The organism is Enterobacter sp. SLBN-59 (assembly GCF_024807915.1).
In the GTDB taxonomy this organism is placed as follows: Bacteria; Pseudomonadota; Gammaproteobacteria; order Enterobacterales; family Enterobacteriaceae; genus Enterobacter; species Enterobacter asburiae_B.
On the sequence record NZ_JANUFI010000001.1, the window covers coordinates 2,670,084 to 2,693,067 of the forward strand.

At 58.9% G+C, this 22,984-nt stretch carries 21 protein-coding genes; 17 read left to right on the top strand and 4 right to left on the bottom strand.

From position 1 onward, the window contains the following. The first annotated feature begins 4 nt into the window (after positions 1-4). Genes phnL through phnP form a run of 5 tightly spaced genes read left to right on the top strand, consistent with a single transcriptional unit; the run spans position 5 to position 3,561 of the window. Entirely contained in the window at positions 5-685 is a 681-nt protein-coding gene (gene phnL, locus M2422_RS12775) for a phosphonate C-P lyase system protein PhnL (protein WP_064672971.1), read from the top strand. Continuing rightward, positions 682-1,818, top strand: coding sequence for an alpha-D-ribose 1-methylphosphonate 5-triphosphate diphosphatase (phnM, locus tag M2422_RS12780; protein ID WP_064672972.1), 1,137 nt, complete (start codon positions 682-684; stop codon positions 1,816-1,818). Before phnL ends, phnM begins: the two co-directional genes overlap by 4 nt. Then, complete coding sequence (gene phnN, locus M2422_RS12785) at positions 1,815-2,366, top strand: ribose 1,5-bisphosphokinase (protein WP_155739946.1); 552 nt, start codon at positions 1,815-1,817, stop codon at positions 2,364-2,366. The genes phnM and phnN overlap by 4 nt, the downstream gene beginning before the upstream one ends. Further along, a complete protein-coding gene (gene phnO, locus M2422_RS12790) occupies positions 2,359-2,793 on the top strand; it encodes an aminoalkylphosphonate N-acetyltransferase (RefSeq protein ID WP_064672974.1) in 435 nt (144 codons plus the stop codon). The genes phnN and phnO overlap by 8 nt, the downstream gene beginning before the upstream one ends. A 9-nt stretch (positions 2,794-2,802) precedes the next feature. Beyond that, the gene (gene phnP / locus M2422_RS12795) at positions 2,803-3,561 is read left to right on the top strand and encodes a phosphonate metabolism protein PhnP (RefSeq protein WP_248203077.1); all 759 of its coding nucleotides are present in this window, start codon (positions 2,803-2,805) and stop codon (positions 3,559-3,561) included. A gap of 40 nt (positions 3,562-3,601) precedes the next feature. On the opposite strand, the gene yjdP is transcribed toward phnP, so the two are convergent. Together yjdP and M2422_RS12805 are read right to left on the bottom strand one after the other, a co-directional pair. Beyond that, complete coding sequence (yjdP, locus tag M2422_RS12800) at positions 3,602-3,925, bottom strand: DDRRRQL repeat protein YjdP (protein ID WP_039262386.1); 324 nt, start codon at positions 3,923-3,925, stop codon at positions 3,602-3,604. 69 nt (positions 3,926-3,994) lie between these two features. Next, complete coding sequence (locus tag M2422_RS12805; protein ID WP_064672976.1) at positions 3,995-6,277, bottom strand: ATP-binding protein; 2,283 nt, start codon at positions 6,275-6,277, stop codon at positions 3,995-3,997. 233 nt (positions 6,278-6,510) lie between these two features. On the opposite strand from M2422_RS12805, the gene M2422_RS12810 reads away from it, so the two are divergent. From M2422_RS12810 to M2422_RS12835, 6 genes are all read left to right on the top strand, one after another. Next, positions 6,511-8,031, top strand: a complete 1,521-nt coding sequence (locus M2422_RS12810; RefSeq protein ID WP_064672977.1) for a sugar ABC transporter ATP-binding protein — start codon at positions 6,511-6,513, stop codon at positions 8,029-8,031. Continuing rightward, on the top strand, positions 8,028-9,023 hold the full coding sequence (locus M2422_RS12815) for an ABC transporter permease subunit (RefSeq protein ID WP_032662554.1): 996 nt from the start codon (positions 8,028-8,030) through the stop codon (positions 9,021-9,023). The genes M2422_RS12810 and M2422_RS12815 overlap by 4 nt, the downstream gene beginning before the upstream one ends. Before the next feature lie 32 nt (positions 9,024-9,055). Beyond that, the gene (locus M2422_RS12820; protein WP_021242935.1) at positions 9,056-9,997 is read left to right on the top strand and encodes an ABC transporter substrate-binding protein; all 942 of its coding nucleotides are present in this window, start codon (positions 9,056-9,058) and stop codon (positions 9,995-9,997) included. A 122-nt stretch (positions 9,998-10,119) separates the two neighbouring features. Next, positions 10,120-10,806, top strand: coding sequence for a D-lyxose/D-mannose family sugar isomerase (locus tag M2422_RS12825; RefSeq protein WP_047059282.1), 687 nt, complete (start codon positions 10,120-10,122; stop codon positions 10,804-10,806). Between the two features lie 10 nt (positions 10,807-10,816). Then, entirely contained in the window at positions 10,817-11,677 is an 861-nt protein-coding gene (locus M2422_RS12830; protein WP_033144425.1) for a ketose 1,6-bisphosphate aldolase, read from the top strand. Next, positions 11,677-12,681 (top strand): carbohydrate kinase family protein, encoded by a 1,005-nt coding sequence (locus tag M2422_RS12835; protein WP_064672978.1) that lies wholly within the window; start codon positions 11,677-11,679, stop codon positions 12,679-12,681. The genes M2422_RS12830 and M2422_RS12835 overlap by 1 nt, the downstream gene beginning before the upstream one ends. Here the strand turns inward: M2422_RS12835 and M2422_RS12840 are convergent. Next, a complete protein-coding gene (locus tag M2422_RS12840) occupies positions 12,678-13,409 on the bottom strand; it encodes a response regulator (protein ID WP_029740750.1) in 732 nt (243 codons plus the stop codon). The two genes, M2422_RS12835 and M2422_RS12840, sit on opposite strands and share 4 nt — an antisense overlap. A 256-nt stretch (positions 13,410-13,665) precedes the next feature. Between M2422_RS12840 and fdhF the strand changes: the two genes are divergently transcribed. The 3 genes from fdhF to M2422_RS12855 all read left to right on the top strand — a co-directional run bounded on the left by fdhF (position 13,666) and on the right by M2422_RS12855 (position 17,085). Further along, on the top strand, positions 13,666-15,813 hold the full coding sequence (gene fdhF, locus M2422_RS12845) for a formate dehydrogenase subunit alpha (RefSeq protein ID WP_081273718.1): 2,148 nt from the start codon (positions 13,666-13,668) through the stop codon (positions 15,811-15,813). 323 nt (positions 15,814-16,136) lie between these two features. Then, entirely contained in the window at positions 16,137-16,289 is a 153-nt protein-coding gene (locus M2422_RS12850; RefSeq protein ID WP_032644722.1) for a Hok/Gef family protein, read from the top strand. Positions 16,290-16,410: 121 nt separating this feature from the next. Continuing rightward, positions 16,411-17,085, top strand: a complete 675-nt coding sequence (locus M2422_RS12855) for a tetratricopeptide repeat protein (protein WP_064672981.1) — start codon at positions 16,411-16,413, stop codon at positions 17,083-17,085. Between the two features lie 83 nt (positions 17,086-17,168). Here M2422_RS12855 and gltP read toward each other — a convergent pair whose 3' ends face one another. Beyond that, positions 17,169-18,482, bottom strand: coding sequence for a glutamate/aspartate:proton symporter GltP (gene gltP / locus M2422_RS12860; protein WP_023310067.1), 1,314 nt, complete (start codon positions 18,480-18,482; stop codon positions 17,169-17,171). Positions 18,483-18,905: 423 nt separating this feature from the next. Here gltP and acs point away from each other — a divergent pair, with 423 nt between their 5' ends. From acs to actP, 3 genes are all read left to right on the top strand, one after another. Next, positions 18,906-20,864: an acetate--CoA ligase gene (acs, locus tag M2422_RS12865; RefSeq protein ID WP_058842101.1), complete on the top strand. Its 1,959-nt coding sequence runs from the start codon at positions 18,906-18,908 to the stop codon at positions 20,862-20,864. Between the two features lie 135 nt (positions 20,865-20,999). Next, on the top strand, positions 21,000-21,314 hold the full coding sequence (locus tag M2422_RS12870) for a DUF485 domain-containing protein (RefSeq protein WP_023310065.1): 315 nt from the start codon (positions 21,000-21,002) through the stop codon (positions 21,312-21,314). Further along, a complete protein-coding gene (gene actP, locus M2422_RS12875; RefSeq protein WP_064672982.1) occupies positions 21,311-22,960 on the top strand; it encodes a cation/acetate symporter ActP in 1,650 nt (549 codons plus the stop codon). The genes M2422_RS12870 and actP overlap by 4 nt, the downstream gene beginning before the upstream one ends. Positions 22,961-22,984 lie beyond the last annotated feature (24 nt).

Genomic DNA, 22,984 nt, shown 5'->3' on the forward strand with positions numbered 1-22,984 from the left:
CAACATGATCCACGTACAAAACGTAAGTAAGACCTTTGTGCTCCACCAGCAAAACGGCGTGCGCCTGCCGGTGCTGCAAAATGCCTCGTTAGAGGTCAGCAGCGGCGAATGCGTGGTGCTGCACGGCCATTCCGGTAGCGGAAAATCCACCCTGCTGCGCTCCCTTTATGCCAACTATCTGCCGGATGAAGGCCACATTCACATTCGCCACAACGATGAATGGGTCGATCTGGTGCAGGCCCCCGCGCGCAAAGTGCTGGAAGTGCGCCGCACGACGATCGGCTGGGTCAGCCAGTTTCTGCGGGTGATCCCGCGGATCTCCGCTCTGGACGTGGTGATGCAGCCGCTGCTGGATCTGGGCGTGCCGCGAGAAGCCTGCGCCGCCAAAGCCGCCAGCCTACTGACGCGCCTCAACGTGCCGGAGCGCCTGTGGCATCTCGCCCCGTCGACCTTTTCCGGCGGTGAACAGCAGCGCGTGAATATCGCCCGCGGGTTTATCGTCGACTACCCGATTTTACTTCTGGATGAACCCACCGCCTCGCTCGACGGCAAAAACAGCGCCGCCGTGGTGGAACTGATCGAACAGGCCAAAGCGCGCGGCGCGGCGATCGTCGGGATCTTCCACGACGACGCCGTACGCAGCCGCGTGGCGGACAGATTGCACCCGATGGGGGTCCACGCATGATTATCAATAACGTCAGGCTGGTGCTGGAAAATGAAGTCGTTAATGGCTCGGTTGAAGTTCATGAAGGCGTTATTCGCGCCTTTGCCGAAACCCAAAGCCGTACCCCTGAAGCGATGGACGGTGAAGGCGGCTGGCTGCTGCCGGGGCTGATTGAGCTGCATACCGATAATCTGGACAAATTTTTCACCCCGCGCCCGAAGGTCGACTGGCCCGCCCATTCGGCGATGAGCAGCCACGACGCGCTGATGGTCGCCAGCGGCATTACCACCGTGCTGGACGCGGTGGCGATTGGCGACGTGCGCGACGGCGGCGATCGACTGGAGAATCTGGAGAAGATGATCAACGCCGTGGAGGAGACGCAAAAGCGCGGCCTCAACCGCGCCGAGCACCGTCTCCACCTGCGCTGCGAGCTGCCGCACCACACCACCCTGCCGCTGTTTGAAAAACTGGTCGGGCGCGAGCCGGTCTCGCTGGTCTCCCTGATGGACCACTCGCCGGGGCAGCGCCAGTTCGCCAACATTGAAAAGTATCGCGAATACTATCAGGGCAAATATTCTCTCAGCGATGCGGAGATGGCGCGCTACGAGGAAGAGCAGCTGGCGCTTGCCGCGCAGTGGTCGCAGCCAAACCGTCTCAGGATTGCCGCGATGTGTCGTGACCGCAATATCGCGCTGGCCAGCCATGACGACGCCACGCACGATCACGTGCGCGAATCCCACCAGCTTGGCAGCGTGATCGCCGAATTTCCCACCACGTTTGAAGCGGCTGAAGCCTCCCGCAGGCACGGCATGAACGTGCTGATGGGCGCGCCAAACATCGTGCGCGGCGGATCGCACTCCGGCAACGTCGCGGCAAGCAGGCTAGCCTCCCTTGGCCTGCTGGATATTCTCTCGTCCGACTACTACCCCGCCAGCCTGCTGGATGCGGCGTTCCGGGTGGCCGACGACGAGAGCAACAGCTTTACGCTGCCGCAGGCGATTCGCCTGGTGACGAAAAACCCGGCCTCGGCGCTTAATCTTCAGGATCGCGGGGAAATCGCCGAGGGTAAACGCGCGGATCTGGTGCTGGCCCACCGCAAGGGCGAGCACGTTCATATCAACCACGTCTGGCGTCAGGGAAAAAGGGTGTTCTGATGGGAAGGCTCATCTGGTTAATGGGGCCCTCGGGTTCCGGTAAAGACAGCCTGCTGTCCGCCTTACGGCAGCGGGAACATCCGCAGCTGCTGGTCGCGCACCGCTATATTACCCGTGCGGCCAATGCCGGGAGTGAAAACCATATCGCCCTGAGCGAGCAGGAGTTTTTCATCCGCGCCGGGCAAAACCTGCTGGCGCTGAGCTGGCACGCCAACGGTTATTACTATGGCGTGGGCATCGAAATCGACCTCTGGCTGCATGCGGGGTTCGACGTACTGGTTAACGGCTCGCGTGCGCATCTGCCGCAAGCTCGCGCCCGCTATGAGGCGGCTCTGCTGCCGGTCTGCCTGCAGGTTTCGCCGGACGTTCTGCGCAGCCGGTTGCAAAGCCGGGGGCGTGAATCAGCCCGTGAGATCGATCAGCGGCTTGAGCGCGCGGCTCGCTATGCCCCGTCGGACTGCCACATCCTCAATAACGACGGAAGTTTGCTACAGTCAGTCGAGACCTTTTTATCGCTTATCCGTCAGAAGGAGAAACAGCATGCCTGACTGCCAGCTTCGCCCCGCCACAGCCGACGATGCGCAGAGTGTTTACGCCCTGATCTGCGAGCTCAAGCAGGCAGAGTTCGATCGCCAGGCGTTCCACGCGGGCTATTTTGCCAACCTGCAGGATCGCAACATGCGCTACCAGCTTGCGGAGAGAGAGGGACAGGTCATCGGCATGATCGGTCTGCACATGCAGTTTCACCTGCACCACGCGCGCTGGATCGGCGAGATCCAGGAGCTGGTCGTAATGCCGCAGGCGCGTGGGTTAAAAGTGGGCAGTCAACTGCTGGCCTGGGCAGAAGAGGTGGCGCGACAGGCCGGCGCGGAGCTGACCGAACTTTCCACCAGCGTGAAGCGCACCGACGCGCACCGTTTTTACGTCCGTGAAGGATACACGCAGAGCCATTTCCGATTCACCAAACCGCTGTAGAGGTGCGCTATGAGTCTGACCATCACGTTGACGGGAACGGGTGGTGCCCAGCTGGTGCCGGTCTTTGGCTGCGACTGCGCGGCGTGTCGCCGGGCGCGCCTGCAGGATAACTATCGCCGTCGCCCGTGCAGCGCGGTGGTGAAATTCAACGATGCCGTCACCCTGCTGGATGCCGGTATTCCGCACCTGATGGACGATTGGCCGGCGGGCAGCTTCCAGCAGTTCTTGCTCACCCATTACCATATGGATCACGTTCAGGGGCTTTTCCCCCTGCGCTGGGGCGTGGGGGCGACGATCCCGGTTTACGGTCCGCCGGACGACGCCGGATGCGACGACCTGTTTAAGCACCCCGGCATTCTGGATTTCAGCCACACGGTCGAACCGTTTGTGATGTTTGAGCTTCAGGGTTTGCGGGTCACGCCGCTGCCGCTCAACCATTCGAAACTGACCTTCGGGTATTTGCTGGAATCGGCCCACAGCCGCGTGGCCTGGCTTTCCGACACCGCCGGATTGCCGGAAAAAACGGTGAAGTTCCTGCTCAACAGCCAGCCGCAGGCGATGATTATCGACTGCAGCCATGAGCCGCGCGAGGAAACGCCGCGAAACCATTGCGACTTAAATACCGTGATTGCGTTAAACGAGATAATTGGCTGCCCGCAGGTGATCCTGACGCATATCAGCCATCAGTTTGACGTGTGGATGATGGATAACCCGCTGCCGCAGGGCATAGAAGCGGGCTATGACGGGATGGTGCTGGTGCTGGATTAGGTTTTCTCCCTCTCCCGTGGGAGAGGGCAACAGGCCGCACTTAGCCTCGATCGTAATCGTCTTCTAACCTGCGCTCATCCTCTTCTAACCGACGGCGATCGTCATCCAGCTGACGCTGACGTTCATCTAAACGACGGCGTCTGTCTTCAAGCTGCCGACGACGATCGTCGTATTGTCGACTGTCGATTTGACGGCTGCGGTCATAACGATCGTCGTCGTCATTGCTGCGGCTGCTGCCGGGGTTATAGGCATCGTTGATCGCCTGCTGAATGTTGCCAATAGCATCATCAACAATATCGGCATGAGCCAGTTGGCTGGTGAGTGACAGCAGACCGAATAACAGAGCAGTTGAGTAACGTTTCATAAGGCCAGACTCGCAGGTGAACTGGCCTTACGATAATGAACGGCGGGAAGCCGGGGTAGCGGAGGAATCTCAAATTACCATAACCTTGCGCAGCGCCTGCGCCAGCTGCACCCGCGTAAACGGCTTACGCAGTAGCGGGACGTCCGGCAGCTGAGGGTTATGCGCGGGCCGTAGATCCTGGCCGCTGATCAGCAGCACAGGAAGCTGCGGATAATGGCTGCGCACATGGTTAATCACCTCGGCGCCGCTGAGGCTGCCGGGCAGCATCAGGTCGCTGATAAACATGCCAATATCCGGCGAAGCCGCCAGCATATTCAGCGCCTGCTCGCCGTTGTCCGCTTCCAGCGTCAGGTAGCCGAGCTGATGCAGCTGCTCGCACAGGGTTTGCCGAACATCGGCTTCATCTTCCAGCACCAGCACCAGCCGCTCGCTATCGACGGAGGCGGTGGCTGACAGCGCTTCATCGTCTGCCGCAGCAGGCAGCACCGAGCGCGGGAGGTGAAGCCGAACGGTCGTTCCCTGCCCCGGCGCGCTTTCAATTTCCACGCGGCCGCCGGACTGACGCACAAAGCCGTAGACCATCGACAGGCCTAATCCGCTCCCGCTTCCGGTCTGCTTGGTGGTGAAGAACGGTTCAAAGACCCGGGATTTCACCTCCTGCGACATGCCGCTGCCGCGGTCAATCACCTCCAGCGCCACCATATCCTGCCTGCGCCCGTCGCTGCGGGTGACGCGCTGATTCCAGGTCCGGATTTTAATCACCCCGCCTTGCCCTTCCATCGCATCGCGCGCGTTCATCACCAGGTTGATGATGGCGTTTTCCAGCTGGCTAACGTCAATCCACGCGGGCCATGCCGGGGTTTGCGCTTCAATCTCCAGGGTCAGGGTAGCAGGCAGGGAGTGGCGCATCAGCTCCCGGAGGTTCTCCAGCAGCGGCAGCATCTCTACCGCATGCGGCGTCAGGGACTGCTTGCGGGAAAACGCCAGCAGGCGCTGCGTCAGTAAGGCACCCCGCTCGGCCGCCTTCAGCGCCCGGGTAATGCGCGGCGCGTCTTTTGATTCGGGGTCGGTGAGCTCAAGGCTGCCGATGATTACCGCCAGCAGGTTGTTAAAATCATGCGCCAGCCCGCCGGTCAGCTGTCCGACCGCCTTCATCTTCTGGCTGTGCAGCAGCGCCTCTTCCAGCCCCTGACGCTCAACGCGGTCGATCTCCATCTGCGTGGTTTTCTCTTTCAGCAGGCGCGTGGTGTGCTCAAGCGAGGCGGTATTGCGGGCAAAAACGTTAAACGCGCGCGCCAGCTCGCCCAGCTCATCGCGCCGCTGGAGGGCGGGAACGGAGACATCCTGTTCGCCGTGAGCAAGGCGCGACATCGCCCGGGAAATCGCCGTCAGGTTAGAGGCCAGATTGCGGTAGATATACCAGCAGGCGCACCCGGTGATGATCAGCGCCAGCACGGCGAAGAAGCTGATAAACACGCTGATGGACTGCAGCTCGTGATGGCTCTGGGCCGTGCGAAGCCGGGAAGCCTGCGCCACCTGCCCGACGTACTGATTAATGTCGCTGTTGAGGATCGCCACCAGCGCCTTGATGTGGAACATATACCAGCTTATCGCCAGATCGCTCTCTTCCAGCTGCTTCGACAGCGGGGCGAGCTTGCCTAACTCGGCATTAAAATCAGGCAGAACCCCCTTCACGACCGGCTGTACGGCACTCCGGGGCAGCGCAGCGGCCACGGCGTCCAGCTGCTGAACGGTCGCGCGCGGCGAAGGGGTGTCGATGGCGGCGGCGATCAGCCGGTCCATCTCCATCAGCTGCTGCGCATCCGGCACGTTGCTGTCGTAACGGCGGTTGATGTCCTGCAGATGACGCAGGTAGCTCTGGCTTTGATACAGCGAGCTCAGCAGCGCGTTACGCTCCAGATGGCGCCGCTGGCCGCGCTCAAGCATCTCCGTCACGCTCTGCTGTAGCTCATTGCTTCGTTGAATAATACGCGCCACCAGCGCCGGCTCCTGCTGCGCCAGCGGCGCTTCCGCAAGCTGTTCCAGCGAGCGGCGCAGCGCCATTTGCGTCTGCTTCAGGCGCTCGGCTTCGCCTTTATATTCCAGCGCCCCGACGACCTGCGAAAGCCGCACCGCCGCCGTCGCCACGTTGGCGGTATCGCGGGCCAGGTTCATGCTGCCGGTCATATCGTCCAGCGTTTGCTGCTGAACCTGCTCCTGGATTTGACTGGCGTGACGAAAGCCGAGCACCGCCACGCCGCTCACCATTAGCGTCACGGCGACCACCAGCAGATTAAAAATCAGCAGGCGGCCTCGGGCGCTGGCGAAAAAGGGCGGACGGCGTGATGGCATGGGCTTGGGCTCCTGTGCGGTTTGGTGTCCCCTCACCCTAACCCTCTCCCCAAAGGGGCGAGGGAATGATTTGCTCCCTCTCCCTTTCAGGGAGAGGGCCGGGGTGAGGGTAGTTCAATAACTGTGATCTACATTAGCTATTCATAACTATGACAAATATGAACAGCTTCTGACATTTTGCATTTACGCACCTGTGATGAAGTGCAGATATCGGCATTCGCAGGAGATCCGCCATGAGCAGAACCCCGGTATTAGAGATGCGCAGCATTGCCAAAACGTTTGGCAGTTTCCACGCGCTCAAGGGTGTGGATTTGACGGTCTTTCCCGGAGAGATCCACGCGCTGATGGGCGAAAACGGCGCGGGAAAAAGCACGCTGATGAAAATCCTCGCGGGAGCCTATACCGCCACCAGCGGTGAGATCCTGATCGACGGTCAGCCGTTTCACATTAAAGGGCCGAAAGATGCGCTGGCCGCAGGCATTACCCTGATTTATCAGGAGATGCAGCTCGCGCCCAACCTGACCGTTGCCGAAAATATCTTTCTTGGCAGCGAGCTGTCGCGCGGCGGGATGGTGCAGCGCAAAGAGATGGTCGCCCAGGCGCAGGCGGTGATTGAGCGCCTCGGCGCACAGTTCAATGCCACCGACCTGGTGATGAAGCTGACCATCGCCGAGCAGCAGCAGGTGGAAATTGCCCGCGCGCTGCACCGCAACAGCCGCATTCTGGTGATGGATGAGCCCACCGCCGCCCTCTCCTCCCGGGAAACGCATCGCCTGTTTGAACTGATTTTGCGCCTGCGCGATGAAGGGATGGCGATCATCTATATCAGCCACCGCATGGCGGAAGTGTATGAACTTTCTGACCGCGTCAGCGTGCTGCGCGACGGGCAGTACGTCGGCAGCCTGACGCGCGACAAGCTAAACGCCTCCGAGCTGGTGCGCATGATGGTGGGCCGCCCGTTAAGCGACCTGTTCAACAAAGAACGTGATATTCCCCTCGGCAGCCCGCGCCTCAACGTCCACCACCTCACCGACGGTAAAAAGGTACAGCCGTGCAGCCTGCAGGTCCGTTCCGGCGAAATCGTTGGGCTGGCGGGCCTGGTGGGGGCCGGGCGCTCCGAGCTGGCGCAGCTGATTTTCGGCGTGCGTAAAGCCACCGGCGGCATGATTGAGGTCGACGGCGAGCCGGTGGTGATCCACTCCCCGCGTGCGGCCATCGAAAACGGCATCGGTTTTCTCACCGAGAACCGCAAGGAGCAGGGGCTGTTTCTGGAGCTGGCGGCGCAGGAGAACATCACCATGGCGACGCTGGAGCGCGACGCGACCTTCGGTATGTTAAACCGCAAAAAAGCGCAGGCCATTTCCGATGACGCCATTGCCCTGCTTAACATCCGCGTGCCCCATTCGCAGGTTCGCGCGGGCGGGCTGTCCGGCGGCAATCAGCAAAAGCTGCTGATCTCCCGCTGGGTGGCCATCGGTCCGCGCATTCTGATTCTGGACGAACCCACGCGCGGCGTGGACGTCGGCGCGAAAAGCGAGATCTACCGCATCATGAACCAGATGGCGCGCAAAGGGGTGGCGATTTTAATGATCTCCAGCGAGCTGCCGGAAGTGGTGGGCATGAGCGACCGGGTGTACGTGATGCGGGAAGGCAGCATTGCGGGTGAACTCCACGGGCGCGACATCTCTCAGGAAAACATTATGACGCTGGCAACCGGCGTGAACGACACTCATCATCAGGCGGTGCAATCATGACAACTCCAACCCATCCGCAGCAGGTGGCGAAATCCGCCTCTGCCAAAAAAATGCTGATGAGCGATCTGATGCAAACGGTCGGCATCCTGCCGATTCTTATCCTGATTGTGGCGGTATTTGGCTTTATCGCCCCGAACTTCTTCACCGAGAGCAACCTGCTCAACATTACCCGTCAGGCGTCGATCAACATCGTGCTGGCGGCGGGAATGACCTTCATCATTTTAACCGGCGGGATTGACCTCTCCGTGGGCTCGATTCTGGGCACCACGGCGGTAGCGGCGATGGTGGTCTCGCTTATCCCTGAATTTGCGATGCTCTCCATTCCGGCCGCGCTGATGCTCGGCATGGTGCTGGGTCTGTTCAACGGCGCGCTGGTGGCCTTTGCCGGGCTGCCGCCCTTCATCGTGACGCTCGGCACCTATACGGCGCTGCGCGGCGCGGCGTATCTGCTGGCGGACGGCACGACGGTCATTAACTCCAACATCAGCTTCGAGTGGATCGGCAATAACTACCTCGGCCCGATCCCGTGGCTGGTAGTCATTGCCCTTGCGGTGATTGCTATCTGCTGGTTCATCCTGCGCCGCACCACGCTCGGCGTCCACATCTACGCGGTGGGCGGCAACATGCAGGCGGCGCGACTGACCGGCATCAAGGTCTGGCTGGTGCTGCTGTTTGTCTACGGCATGAGCGGCCTGCTCTCCGGGCTCGGCGGCGTGATGAGCGCCTCGCGCCTCTACAGCGCCAACGGCAACCTCGGCACGGGCTACGAGCTGGATGCGATTGCGGCGGTGATCCTCGGCGGCACCAGCTTCGTCGGCGGGATCGGCACGATCACCGGCACGCTGGTCGGCGCATTAATCATCGCCACCCTCAACAACGGCATGACGCTGATGGGCGTCTCCTACTTCTGGCAGCTGGTGATCAAAGGGGCGGTGATCATCATAGCGGTGCTGATCGACAAATACCGTACCCGACACCATCAAAGTGCATAACAACAAAACCCTACAGCTTCGAGGAAAACAACATGCGTTTGAAACCGTTAGTGACCGCGCTCTGTGCTGGCGCGCTGCTTGCCGCAACGCCGTTTGCGCAGGCAAAAGATCTGAAGTCCATCGGCGTGACGGTGGGCGACCTGGCCAACCCGTTCTTCGTGCAGATCACCAAAGGTGCCGAGCTGGAAGCGCGCAAGCTGGCTGGCGATAACGTCAAGGTGACGCTGGTCTCCAGCGGTTACGATCTGGGCCAGCAGGTGGCGCAGATCGATAACTTCATCGCCGCGAAGGTGGACATGATCATCCTCAACGCTGCGGATTCCAAAGGGATCGGCCCGGCGGTGAAGCGCGCGAAGGACGCCGGGATCGTGGTCGTTGCGGTTGACGTGGCGGCGGAAGGGGCGGATGCGACCATCACCTCCGATAACACCCAGGCGGGCGAAATGGCCTGTAAGTACATTACCGATCGCCTGAAAGGCAAAGGCAACGTGGTGATCATCAACGGACCGCCGGTCTCTGCGGTGCAAAACCGCGTGGAAGGTTGCCAGACGGAATTCAAAAAACATCCGGATATCAAGGTGCTCTCGGATAACCAAAACGCCAAGGGCAGTCGTGAAGGCGGTCTGGAAGTCATGACCTCCCTGCTGGCGGCCAATCCGAAGATCGACGGCGTGTTTGCGATTAACGATCCGACGGCGATCGGCGCCGATCTGGCCGCGAAGCAGGCTCAACGCAACGAGTTCTTTATCGTCGGCGTGGATGGCAGCCCGGACGGTGAGGAAGCGCTGAAGCGCGAAAACTCGCTGTTTGTCGCAACCCCGGCGCAGGATCCGCAGGTGATGGCGGCAAAAGCGGTGGAGATCGGCTATGACATTCTACAGGGCAAACCTGCGCCGAAAGCGCCTGTGCTGATCCCGGTGACGATGATCGATAAAAAGAACGTCGGCACGTATAAGGGGTGGACGGTTAAGTAACCTCGTTGCGGCCTGATGCCCTCACCCTAACCCTCTCCCACAGGGAGAGGGAACTTATTTCCCCCTCTCCCTTGAGGGAGAGGGCCGGGGTGAGGGGGTGGCATAAAATTCAAGGAGTCCCCATGAAACGCTCCGACATCAATGAAATTCTCGGCCACACGCGACAGTTTTTTTCCATGCACGACGTGCACCTCCCGCCGTTTGCCAGCTTCCCGCCCACAAAATGGCAGCAGCTTGACCAGGCCGCATGGCAGGAAGTGTTCGATCTCAAGCTCGGCTGGGACGTGACGGCGTTCGGCGGCAACAGCTTTGCCGCTGAGGGCCTGACGCTGTTTACCCTGCGCAACGGCTCGCCCAACGGCGTGCCTTATGAAAAGTGCTATGCCGAAAAAATTATGCACGTGCGCGACGGCCAGGTGACGCCGATGCATTTTCACTGGCGCAAGCGGGAAGACATCATCAACCGGGGCGGCGGAAATCTGATTATTGAGTTATGGAATGCCGGGGCGCATGAAGAGACGGAAAACACCGACGTGACGGTCACCGTCGACGGCTGTCGTCAGACCCACGCGCCCGGCAGCCAGCTGCGCCTCACACCAGGGGAAAGCATCTGCCTGACACCCACTCTGTACCACAGCTTCTGGGGCGAACGCGGCTTCGGCGACGTGCTGGTTGGGGAGGTGTCATCGGTAAACGACGACGAGCACGACAACCACTTTTTGCAGCCCGTTGCCCGCTATAACAACATCGAAGAAGACGAACCGGCGCTGCTGGTGCTGTGCAACGAGTACAACCTGTTCCGGATATAAGGAGTAAATGATGCCATTGATCTCTCTTGCCGACGGTCTGGAGCACGCCAGGGCGCATCGCTACGCGCTGGGCGCGTTTAACGTGCTCGACTCCCACTTCCTGCGCGCGCTGTTCGCCGCCGCGAAGCAGGAACGCTCGCCGTTTATTATCAACATCGCCGAAGTGCATTTTAAGTACGTCTCCCTGGATTCGCTTGTCGAAGCGGTTAAGTTCGAAGCCGCCCGTCACGATATTCCCGTGGTGCTCAACCTCGACCACGGCCTGCATTTCGAGGCGGTGGTGCGCGCCCTGCGCTTAGGGTTCAGCTCGGTGATGTTCGACGGCTCTACGCTGAGCTATGAGGAGAATATTCGCCAGACGCGGGAGGTGGTGAAGATGTGCCACGCGGTCGGCGTGTCGGTGGAGGCGGAGCTGGGCGCGGTCGGTGGCGATGAAGGTGGCGCGCTGTACGGGCATGCGGATGAAGCGTTCTTTACCGACCCGCAGCTGGCGCGCGAGTTTGTCGATTCAACCGGCATTGACGCGCTGGCGGTTGCCATCGGCAACGCGCACGGCAAATACAAGGGCGAGCCAAAACTCGATTTCCCACGCCTGGACGCCATTCGCCAGCAGACGGGCCTGCCGCTGGTTTTACACGGCGGCTCCGGGATTAGCGATGCCGACTTCCGCCGCGCCATCGAGCTCGGCATTCATAAAATCAACTTCTACACCGGCATGTCGCAGGCCGCACTCGCCGCCGTTGAGCAGCGCATGGCGAACCGCCAGCCGCTGTACGATGAATTTGCTGAACTGCTGCTGGGGATAGAAGAGGCGATTGCCGATACGGTCGCCGAACAGATGCGCATCTTCGGCAGCGCGGGGCAGGCATAATGGAACACAAAGGCATCATCGCCGCAGGCAACATGCTGGTGGATCACGTCCACCAGATCGTGCAGTGGCCGGAGCGCGGCTGGCTGGCGGAAATCACCCACAGCGAACGCTCAACCGGCGGCGCGCCGCTCAACGTGCTGCTGACGCTGGCGAAAATGCACGTTGGCCTGCCGCTGCAGGCGGTGGGGCTGATTGGCGAAGATGCCGACGGGGATTACATTCTGGCGATGCTGGACCAGTACCACGTCAACCGCCAGCGCGTCCAGCGCACCACCTTTGCACCAACCTCCATGTCGCAGGTGATGACCGATCCCAGCGGACAGCGCACCTTTTTCCACTCGCCGGGCGCCAACCGCCTGCTGGATCTTCCCGCCTTCGATCGCTTAGACGGATCGATGAAGATCTTCCATCTCGGCTACCTGCTGCTGCTCGACAGCCTGGATATGCCCGATGACGAGTTTGGCACCCGCAGCGCGCGCCTGCTGGCGCAGATGCGCGACCAGGGGTATGAAACGTCGCTCGATCTGGTTTCCCGCAAGGGCGACCCGCGCTATCAGCCGCTGGTGCTCCCAGCCCTGCGCCACCTTGATTATCTGGTGATTAACGAGCTGGAAGCCGGGGAGTTTAGCGGACTGGAGATGCGCGACGCCGACGATGCGCTGAATATCGCCCATATCGCCGATGCCGCGACGCAGCTGCTGGCGGCAGGCGTGCGTCAGCGGGTGGTGATCCACTGTCCGGAAGGCGCATGGGGCGAAGCGCCGGGTGAGCAAGGTCGCTGGATCCCCTCATGGTTACTGGAGCAGAAAGAGATTGTCGGCAGCGTTGGCGCGGGCGATGCGTTTTGCGCGGGGTTTTTATACGGCTGCCATGAATCGCTGCCGCTCACGGAGAGCATTTATCTGGCACACGCCTGTGCGCGGGCCAGCCTGCTGGCCGCCAATGCGATTGACGGCGCGAAAACGCTGGCCGAGCTGCAGCTGTTTATCAAAGAGAATACCTAGGCCGCTTTCTCGCTATGAGAAACATCGGTGGCAAACACATAGCCCAGCCCACGGATGGTTTTGATGAGCGCAGGCTGATGCGGATTAGCCTCGATCTTCCGGCGCAGGCGCATGATCAGCACGTCAATCGTGCGGTCGAACACGTCCGCGCTTTCGCTGTGGGTCAGCTCAAGCAGCCGGTCACGGCTCAGCACCCGACGGGCATTTTGCGTGAGCGCCAGCAGCAAGCCGTACTCGCCCTGGGTTAAGGGGACAGGGTTACGCTGCGGATCGCTCAGCTCACAGCGGGTGGTATCAAGCGTCCATCCGTTAAAAGCAATGCCCGCGACGGGCGCTGCGGGGACTTCCGCCGCCAGTACGCCGGTACGGCGCAATACCGCTTTTACGCGGGCGACCACCACGCGCGGGTTGAACGGTTTGCCAATATAATCGTCGGCCCCCATCTCCAGCCCCACCACCACGTCTGACTCACTGCCCAGCCCGGTTAACATGATCACCGGCAGCGCCGGGCGCTGCTTTTGCAGCTGCAGCAAAACCTGTAAGCCGTTGATATCCGGCAGCATCATATCCAGCAGCACCAGCGCGATATTCGGCTCCTGCTGTACCTGCCGCAGTGCATCCTGGCCGTTATGGCAGACAAGCACGCTAAAGACGTGCTCGCTCAGCACGTCCTGAAGCAGTTCGCAGACTGCCGTATCGTCATCAACCACCAGGATCGCCGGTTTCATCGTATGCTTCCGTCAGGGGATTATGTTAAGTCTGAACCATTCTGCCGTCGGCTCCAGTCAAATGGTTTTTTCAGTGACGGAAATTCAACCCATGTCACATCCGCTGCCCTGTCGACACGTCAATTTTGACGATTGGCTGCTTTTTGTCAGGGTTTTCACCGCGAAGGGACCGTAAAGTCAGGGTATACCCATACAAAAAACATGGCATAGAAGCTGCATAGTGGGTGCGAATGATTCGATTAACTGGAGCAGACTGATGAAAAAAGTCGTCACGGTTTGCCCTTATTGTGCCTCAGGTTGCAAGATCCACCTGGTGGTCGATAACGGCAAAATCGTCCGGGCGGAGGCCGCACAGGGGAAAACCAACCTGGGCACGCTATGCCTGAAAGGTTACTACGGCTGGGATTTTATTAACGATACCCAAATCCTCACCCCGCGCCTGAAAACCCCTATGATCCGCCGCGAGCGCGGCGGCAAGCTGGAAGCCGTCTCCTGGAGCGAGGCGCTGGATTACGTCGCCACGCGTCTGAGCGCCATCAAGGCCAAGTATGGCCCGGATGCGATTCAGACCACCGGATCCTCACGCGGGACGGGGAATGAAACCAACTATGTGATGCAAAAATTCGCGCGCGCCGTTATTGGAACCAATAACGTCGACTGCTGCGCTCGCGTCTGACACGGCCCATCGGTTGCAGGTCTGCACCAGTCGGTCGGTAACGGCGCAATGAGTAATGCCATCAACGAGATAGATAACACCGATCTCGTTTTCATCTTTGGTTATAACCCGGCGGATTCTCACCCTATCGTCGCGAACCACGTTATTCGCGCTAAGCAGAACGGGGCGAAAATCATCGTCTGCGATCCGCGCAAAATTGAAACCGCGCGCATTGCGGATATGCACATCGCGTTAAAAAACGGCTCGAACATCGCGCTGTTGAACGCAATGGGGCACGTCATTATTGAGGAGAACCTGTACGACCAGGCGTTTGTCGCGACCCGTACGGAAGGTTTTGAAGAGTATCGGAAAATTGTCGAAGGCTATACGCCAGAGTCGGTGGAAACAATCACCGGCGTCAGCGCGCAGGAGATCCGCCAGGCGGCACGGATGTATGCCGGGGCGAAAACCGCCGCCATCCTGTGGGGCATGGGCGTGACCCAGTTCTATCAGGGCGTGGAAACCGTGCGTTCTCTGACCAGCCTCGCGATGCTGACCGGCAATCTGGGTAAAGCGCACGTCGGCGTCAACCCGGTGCGTGGGCAGAATAACGTCCAGGGCGCCTGCGATATGGGCGCGCTGCCGGACACCTATCCGGGCTACCAGTACGTGAAGTTCCCGGAAAACCGCGAGAAATTCGCGAAGGCCTGGGGCGTGGAAAGCCTGCCGGAACACACCGGGTATCGCATCAGCGAGCTGCCGCACCGCGCGGCGCACGGCGAAGTGCGTGCGGCCTACATCATGGGTGAAGATCCGCTCCAGACCGACGCCGAGCTGTCTGCGGTGCGCAAAGGGTTTGAGGATCTGGAGCTGGTGATTGTCCAGGATATCTTCATGACCAAAACCGCGGCGGCGGCGGATGTGATTTTACCGTCGACCTCCTGGGGCGAGCATGAAGGCGTCTACACGGCGGCGGACCGCGGCTTCCAGCGCTTCTTTAAGGCGGTCGAGCCGAAGTGGGATCTGAAAACGGACTGGCAGATCATCAGCGAAATCGCCACCCGCATGGGCTACCCGATGCACTACAACAACACTCAGGAGATCTGGGACGAATTGCGCAATCTGTGCCCGGACTTCTACGGGGCAACCTATGAAAAAATGGGTGAGTTGGGGTACATCCAGTGGCCGTGTCGCGATGAGTCCGAAGCCGACCAGGGGACGTCATACCTCTTTAAAGAGAAGTTCGACACCCCGAACGGGCTGGCGCAGTTCTTCACCTGCGACTGGGTCGCGCCGATCGATAAACTCACCGACGAGTATCCGATGGTGCTCTCCACCGTGCGTGAAGTGGGCCACTACTCCTGCCGTTCGATGACGGGTAACTGCGCCGCGCTGGCGGCGCTGGCGGACGAACCGGGCTACGCGCAAATCAACACCGCCGACGCTGAGCGCCTCGGCATTGAGGATGAAGCGCTGGTGTGGGTGAACTCGCGCAAAGGCCGGATCATTACCCGTGCGCAGGTCAGCGATCGTCCGAACAAAGGGGCGGTCTATATGACCTACCAGTGGTGGATTGGAGCCTGTAACGAGCTGGTGACGGAGAACTTAAGTCCGATAACCAAAACGCCGGAGTATAAATACTGCGCCGTACGCGTGGAGCCGATTGCGGATCAGCACGCTGCGGAACAGTATGTCATCGACGAATATAACAAGCTGAAAGCCCGACTGCGCGAAAGCGCAATGGGCTGAAGCCGTTAATTAATCAGTGAATAAAGGGAGTGAGATATTCACTCCCTTTTTATTTCCGATTAACTCATCAAATATATGAATTATTATTCTGGAAAGCGGCTCGCAGAAATAATGTAATTTTCGCGAAAAAGAATTACATCTTTGCATTTTAATTCAGAGGGATAAGATGTGCGGCGGGTGCTTAAGACTTTCTGTCTTGAGCATTGTTGAGGGACAGAAAGTAGAAAGCCCCGGGAAATTTTCATTTACCCGAGGCTACTCTCCCTCAACTCCGACAAGTTGAGAGTAGCCTCTTATTCTTTTTTTGACAAGGAGTAAAAGGCATGACGCCATTAAAAACTGCGTTAGGCATCGTCTTTATTATTTGCCTGACGATAGTGATCTTTACCTTTATTACTCGAGGTAAGTTATGCGAGTTTTCAATAAAGGGTGAACATCAGGAGGTGGCGGCAAAATTAGCCTGTAACGCAGGCTAACCTCTACGGGCGGAACCACTGTTCCGCCCGGCTTGCAGGATGCTGAGGTCTTAATGCACCCATTTTTTTCTTCTGTCGCCGCGATTATACTGCGCGGCGTGTACCCCGATGATAAGAACCCATGAAACATATTTTTCTGTTGTTGTTACTTTTTACATCGCTTGTCCGTGCCGACGAGATTGGCAGTCAGTACAAAGAACAGGCTGAAGCGGGTGACGCCCGTGCCCAGTATTATTTGGCCGATACATACTTTAGCTCCGGTGACAGCAAGCAGGCCGCGCTGTGGGCCGAGAAAGCCGCTAAAGGTGGCGATGTCGACGCCATGGGGCTGCTCTCTCAAATCCTCTTTACCCAGGGAAATTATGCGCAAGCTAAGGCACTGGCGCAGCAGGCAACCATCGCGGGCAGCAAACGCGGCGCGATCATGCTGGCGCGCGTGCTGGTCAACACTCAGGCAGGTACAACCGACTATCCCCAGGCCATCAAACTGCTGCAAACGGCGACCGAAGATATCGACAACGACTCTGCGGTAGATGCGCAAATGCTGCTGGGGCTGATTTATGCCAACGGCGTTGAAGTGGTCCAGGACGACGTACAGGCCGCCTCGTGGTTCAAGCGGAGCTCGGCACTTTCACGCACGGGCTACGCCGAATACTGGGCAGGGATGTTGTTCAGGCAGGGTGAGAAAGGCTTTATCACGCCCAATAAACAGAAAGCGCTGTACTGGTTGAACCTGAGCTGCACTGAAGGGTTTGATACCGGATGCGAAGAGTTTGATGCGCTGAGCGGAGAGTAAAGCATTGCCCGGTGGCGCTGCGCTTACCGGGCCTACGGCTTGTGTAGGCCCGGTAAGGCGAAGCCGCCACCCGGCTTTTAACATTACTGGTCAGCCGTCTTATCAAAACGACCCAGCACCTCGCGTTCATACGCCAGCGCTTTTTTACGATCGAATTTGTGTTCCCACTTGGCGATAACCAGCACCGCCAGGGCATTCCCCACCACGTTCAGCGCGGTACGCGCCATGTCGAGGATACGGTCCACACCGGCGATAAACGCCAGACCTTCCAGCGGAATACCGACGCTGCCAAGCGTCGCCAGCAGCACCACGAAGGAGACGCCCGGAACGCCTGCAATACCTTTGGACGTCACCATCAGCGTCAGCACCAGCACGATCTCCTGCCACAGCGACAGGTCAATGCCGTACAGCTGCGCAATAAAGATAGCGGCGATGCTCTGGTACAGCGTCGAACCGTCCAGGTTAAAGGAGTAGCCGGTCGGTACCACGAAGCTGGTAATAGAGGCAGGCGCGCCGTAGGCTTCCATCTTCTCAATGATGCGCGGCAGCACGCTCTCAGAACTTGCCGTGGAGTACGCCAGAATCAGCTCATCTTTCAGGATGCGAATCAGGATCCAGATGCTCAGCCCGCACAGGCGCGCCACGATCCCCAGCACCACCAGCGCGAAGAACAAAATGGCGAAGTGCACCAGGAGCACCAGCTTCGCCAGCGGCCACAGGGAGGCAAAACCGAAGTTCGCCACGGTGACGGCGATAAGCGCAAACACCCCTACCGGCGCGTAACGCATCACCATGTGGGTCACTTTAAACATGGTTTCGGAGATAGAGCGGAACACGGTCACCAGCGGCTCACGGTGCGTCGCCGGCAGGGAAGAGAGCCCCAGACCAAACAGCACCGAGAAGAAGATGATAGGCAGCATCTCGCCCTTCGCCATCGACGCCACGATGTTGGTCGGCACCAGCGACAGGATAGTGCCCATCAGGCCATGCGCATGGCTCTGCACGTCAGCGGTCGTACTTTGGTATTTCGAAATATCCACCGTTGCCAGCTGCGACATATCGATCCCGGACCCCGGCTGGAACACGTTCGCCAGCGTGATACCGAGGATAATCGCAACCGTAGTGATCACTTCGAAATAGATAATGGTTTTCGCACCAATACGGCCTAACTGTTTCGCATCGCCGACGCCCGCAATACCGACCACCAGCGTCGAGATCACAATCGGCACCACGATCATCTTGATCAGATGAATAAAGATATCCCCTGCCGGTGAAAGCAAGTTCGCAATCAGCCATTCGCGGCTGTCGCTATGATAGTGGAGGTAACTGCCCAGCAAGATGCCCAGCACAAGGGCGATTAAGATCTGCCAGGCAAGGCTGACTTTAACGTTTTTCATAGAAACTGACTTCCTCAATGAAGCGCCTTATTCACTCAAACTGCATGAACAGGGAGACATACTGAAAGGGTATGAATTGTGTTGCGTTGGTTTATGGGATTTTTTAACGCGGCGTATGAGTATCATTTGCGCGACCTGTTGCGCAAGCCTTAAAGAACGACGCGTTTCACTCACAAATGCGACGATGACGGGAGTTTGTTCTAATTCTGATAAATAACCTTTTGTTATAAAAACGCTTTTTTAAACATAAATGTGAATAATCGTCAGCATCAATTATTTTCCTTCAAAGTTTCATTCGCTCAATTTTCATACTCTTCAAACAATGCGTGATCTGTAGCCCAAATAATAAACAAAGCTTGTAAAGCCCCTACAATTAACGTTTTTGCGACATATTATTAACATCTTACAAGGAGAAAAAAAGCCATGAGCCAAATACATAAACACGACATTCCCGCAAATATTGCGGACCGTTGCCTGATCACCCCGGAGCAGTACCACGAGAATTATCAGCAATCTATCACCGCCCCGGACACCTTCTGGGGTGAGCAGGGTCATATCCTTGACTGGATCAAACCTTATCAGAAGGTGAAGAACACCTCCTTTGCGCCCGGCAATGTCTCCATTAAATGGTATGAAGATGGCACCCTGAACCTGGCGGCGAACTGCCTCGATCGTCACCTCGCCGAGCGCGGGAATGAGACGGCCATCATCTGGGAAGGCGATGACGCCTCGCAAAGCAAACATATTACGTACAAAGAGCTGCACCGCGACGTGTGCCGCTTCGCCAACGTCCTGCTGGAAAAGGGCATTAAAAAAGGTGATGTAGTTGCTATCTATATGCCGATGGTGCCGGAAGCGGCGGTGGCCATGCTGGCCTGCGCGCGTATCGGCGCAATTCACTCGGTGATTTTTGGCGGGTTCTCGCCAGAGGCGGTTGCGGGCCGTATTGTCGATTCCAGTTCAAAACTGGTGATCACCGCCGATGAAGGCGTGCGCGCCGGGCGCGGTATCCCTCTGAAGAAAAACGTCGACGAAGCGCTGAAAAACCCGAACGTCAAAACGGTCAGTAACGTCATCGTCCTTAAGCGTACCGGCGGCAAAATCGACTGGACCGAGGGGCGCGACCTGTGGTGGAGCGACCTGATTGAGAACGCGAGCGACCAGCATCAGCCGGAAGAGATGAACGCAGAAGATCCGCTGTTCATTCTTTACACCTCCGGCTCCACCGGTAAGCCGAAAGGCGTCCTGCACACCACCGGCGGCTATCTGGTCTATGCGGCCACCACCTTCAAATACGTCTTCGACTACCATCCGGGCGACATCTACTGGTGTACCGCCGACGTGGGCTGGGTTACCGGACACAGCTACCTGCTGTACGGCCCGCTGGCCTGTGGCGCAACAACGCTGATGTTTGAGGGCGTACCAAACTGGCCGACCCCGGCGCGTATGTGTCAGGTGGTCGACAAACACCAGGTCAACATTCTCTACACCGCGCCAACGGCGATCCGCGCACTGATGGCGGAAGGCGATAAAGCCATCGAAGGCACTGACCGATCTTCATTGCGCATCCTCGGTTCCGTGGGTGAGCCAATCAACCCGGAAGCCTGGGAGTGGTACTGGAAGAAAATCGGCAACGAGAAATGCCCGGTGATGGACACCTGGTGGCAGACCGAAACCGGCGGCTTCATGATCACTCCGATGCCGGGCGCCACGCAGCTCAAGGCCGGTTCCGCAACCCGCCCGTTCTTCGGCGTGCAGCCTGCGCTGGTGGATAACGAAGGCAACCCGCTGGAAGGCGCCACCGAAGGCAACCTGGTGATCACAGATTCCTGGCCTGGTCAGGCGCGTACTCTGTTCGGCGATCACGATCGCTTCGAGCAAACCTACTTCTCGACCTTTAAAAACATGTACTTCAGCGGCGACGGCGCGCGTCGTGACGAAGATGGCTATTACTGGATAACCGGGCGCGTGGACGACGTGCTGAACGTCTCCGGCCACCGTCTGGGCACCGCTGAGATTGAATCGGCGCTGGTATCGCATCCGAAGATTGCCGAAGCGGCGGTTGTGGGCATTCCGCATAACATCAAAGGCCAGGCGATTTACGCCTATGTCACTCTGAACCACGGCGAAGAACCGTCGCCTGAGCTCTACGCTGAGGTGCGCAACTGGGTGCGTAAAGAGATTGGCCCGCTGGCGACGCCGGACGTGCTGCACTGGACCGACTCGCTGCCGAAAACCCGTTCCGGCAAAATTATGCGTCGTATTTTGCGCAAAATCGCGGCTGGAGACACCAGCAACCTCGGTGATACCTCAACGCTCGCGGATCCTGGCGTGGTGGAAAAACTGCTCGAAGAGAAGCAGGCCATCGCGATGCCTTCCTAGTGTTTTCTCCCTCTCCCTGTGGGAGAGGGCTGGGGTGAGGGCATCAGACCGCACCTTCCTCCCCTCACCCTAACCCTCTCCCCAAAAGGGAGAGGGGACTAAAAACAAACCTACCTTACCTTTGGAGACTCTGTGATGAATAACGATATTTGTCAGCAGATAGAGAATAGTGCGCACTACAGGGAGCTCGTCGATAAGCGGCAACGGTTTGCCTTCATCCTTTCCATCATCATGCTGGTTATCTACGTCGGCTTTATTCTGCTGATCGCCTTTGCCCCGCACTGGCTGGGCACCCCGCTGCACGAGGGAACCAGCGTGACGCGCGGTATTCCGATTGGCATTGGCGTGATTGTGATTTCATTCCTGCTGACCGGCGTCTACGTCTGGCGCGCGAACGGTGAATTCGATCGACTTAATAAAGCGGTACTGCAAGAGGTAAAAGCATCATGAAGAGAGTTCTGACGGCGCTCGCCGCCACGCTTCCCTTTGCCGCCCACGCGGCGGATGCCATTACCGGCGAGGTCCAGCGCCAGCCAACCAACTGGCAGGCCATTGTGATGTTCCTGATTTTCGTCCTGCTGACGCTGTACATCACCTACTGGGCGTCGAAACGCGTGCGCTCCCGTAACGATTACTACACCGCTGGCGGCAACATTACCGGCTTCCAGAACGGGCTGGCGATTGCGGGTGACTTTATGTCCGCCGCCTCGTTCCTCGGGATCTCCGCGCTGGTGTATACATCCGGCTATGACGGCCTGATTTATTCCCTCGGCTTCCTCGTCGGCTGGCCGATCATCCTGTTCCTGATTGCCGAACGCCTGCGTAACCTGGGCCGCTATACCTTCGCTGACGTGGCCTCCTATCGCCTGAAGCAGGGGCCGATTCGCACCCTCTCCGCCTGCGGTTCGCTGGTGGTGGTGGCGCTGTACCTGATTGCGCAGATGGTCGGTGCGGGTAAATTGATCGAACTGCTGTTCGGCCTGAACTACCACGTCGCGGTGGTGCTGGTTGGCGTGCTGATGGTGATGTACGTCCTGTTCGGCGGCATGCTGGCAACCACCTGGGTGCAGATCATCAAAGCCGTCCTGCTGCTGTTCGGCGCCAGCTTTATGGCCTTTATGGTGATGAAGCACGTCGGATTCAGCTTCAATAACCTGTTCACCGAAGCGATGGCGGTCCACCCGAAAGGGGAAGCGATCATGAGCCCGGGCGGGCTGGTGAAAGACCCGATATCCGCGCTCTCGCTCGGTCTCGGCCTGATGTTCGGTACCGCGGGCCTGCCGCATATCCTGATGCGCTTCTTCACCGTGAGCGATGCGCGTGAAGCGCGCAAGAGCGTCTTTTACGCCACCGGTTTCATGGGTTACTTCTATATCCTGACCTTTATCATCGGCTTTGGCGCGATCATGCTGGTGGGGGCGAACCCGGCGTTTAAAGACGCGGCGGGCGCGCTGATTGGCGGTAACAACATGGCGGCGGTGCATCTGGCGGACGCGGTGGGCGGTAACCTGTTCCTCGGCTTTATCTCCGCCGTGGCCTTCGCCACCATTCTTGCGGTGGTTGCAGGGCTGACGCTCGCCGGCGCGTCTGCGGTGTCGCATGACCTCTACGCCAACGTTATCCGCAAAGGCGCGAGCGAGCGCGACGAGCTGAAGGTCTCGAAAATCACCGTGCTGGTGCTGGGCGTCGTGGCGATTCTGTTAGGCATTCTGTTCGAGAAGCAGAACATCGCCTTTATGGTGGGGCTGGCCTTCTCGATTGCGGCAAGCTGCAACTTCCCGATCATCCTGCTCTCCATGTACTGGTCGAAGCTGACCACGCGCGGCGCGATGATTGGCGGCTGGCTGGGGCTGCTGACGGCGGTGATCCTGATGATTCTGGGCCCGACCATCTGGGTGCAGATCCTCGGTCACGCAAGCGCTATCTTCCCGTATGAATACCCGGCGCTGTTCTCGATCGCCGTGGCGTTTATCGGCATCTGGTTCTTCTCGGCCACCGACAATTCGCCGGAGGGTAACGTGGAGCGAGAGAAATTCCGCGCCCAGTTCATCCGTTCTCAAACCGGCCTGGGCGTTGAGCAGGGCCGCGCGCACTAAGCCTTTCTCCCCGGTCATTCTGGC

What these genes read in the sequence shown, in the direction of transcription:
- M2422_RS12805 (WP_064672976.1), bottom strand. Translation starts at nt 6,277, where the DNA reads ATGCCATCACGCCGTCCGCCCTTTTTCGCCAGCGCCCGAGGCCGCCTG.
- M2422_RS12840 (WP_029740750.1), bottom strand. Translation starts at nt 13,409, where the DNA reads ATGAAACCGGCGATCCTGGTGGTTGATGACGATACGGCAGTCTGCGAA.
- M2422_RS12830 (WP_033144425.1), top strand. Translation starts at nt 10,817, where the DNA reads ATGCCATTGATCTCTCTTGCCGACGGTCTGGAGCACGCCAGGGCGCAT.
- M2422_RS12810 (WP_064672977.1), top strand. Translation starts at nt 6,511, where the DNA reads ATGAGCAGAACCCCGGTATTAGAGATGCGCAGCATTGCCAAAACGTTT.
- M2422_RS12825 (WP_047059282.1), top strand. Translation starts at nt 10,120, where the DNA reads ATGAAACGCTCCGACATCAATGAAATTCTCGGCCACACGCGACAGTTT.
- phnO (WP_064672974.1), top strand. Translation starts at nt 2,359, where the DNA reads ATGCCTGACTGCCAGCTTCGCCCCGCCACAGCCGACGATGCGCAGAGT.
- phnP (WP_248203077.1), top strand. Translation starts at nt 2,803, where the DNA reads ATGAGTCTGACCATCACGTTGACGGGAACGGGTGGTGCCCAGCTGGTG.
- gltP (WP_023310067.1), bottom strand. Translation starts at nt 18,482, where the DNA reads ATGAAAAACGTTAAAGTCAGCCTTGCCTGGCAGATCTTAATCGCCCTT.
- M2422_RS12855 (WP_064672981.1), top strand. Translation starts at nt 16,411, where the DNA reads ATGAAACATATTTTTCTGTTGTTGTTACTTTTTACATCGCTTGTCCGT.
- phnM (WP_064672972.1), top strand. Translation starts at nt 682, where the DNA reads ATGATTATCAATAACGTCAGGCTGGTGCTGGAAAATGAAGTCGTTAAT.
- M2422_RS12835 (WP_064672978.1), top strand. Translation starts at nt 11,677, where the DNA reads ATGGAACACAAAGGCATCATCGCCGCAGGCAACATGCTGGTGGATCAC.
- M2422_RS12850 (WP_032644722.1), top strand. Translation starts at nt 16,137, where the DNA reads ATGACGCCATTAAAAACTGCGTTAGGCATCGTCTTTATTATTTGCCTG.
- phnL (WP_064672971.1), top strand. Translation starts at nt 5, where the DNA reads ATGATCCACGTACAAAACGTAAGTAAGACCTTTGTGCTCCACCAGCAA.
- actP (WP_064672982.1), top strand. Translation starts at nt 21,311, where the DNA reads ATGAAGAGAGTTCTGACGGCGCTCGCCGCCACGCTTCCCTTTGCCGCC.
- M2422_RS12870 (WP_023310065.1), top strand. Translation starts at nt 21,000, where the DNA reads ATGAATAACGATATTTGTCAGCAGATAGAGAATAGTGCGCACTACAGG.
- M2422_RS12815 (WP_032662554.1), top strand. Translation starts at nt 8,028, where the DNA reads ATGACAACTCCAACCCATCCGCAGCAGGTGGCGAAATCCGCCTCTGCC.
- yjdP (WP_039262386.1), bottom strand. Translation starts at nt 3,925, where the DNA reads ATGAAACGTTACTCAACTGCTCTGTTATTCGGTCTGCTGTCACTCACC.
- M2422_RS12820 (WP_021242935.1), top strand. Translation starts at nt 9,056, where the DNA reads ATGCGTTTGAAACCGTTAGTGACCGCGCTCTGTGCTGGCGCGCTGCTT.
- acs (WP_058842101.1), top strand. Translation starts at nt 18,906, where the DNA reads ATGAGCCAAATACATAAACACGACATTCCCGCAAATATTGCGGACCGT.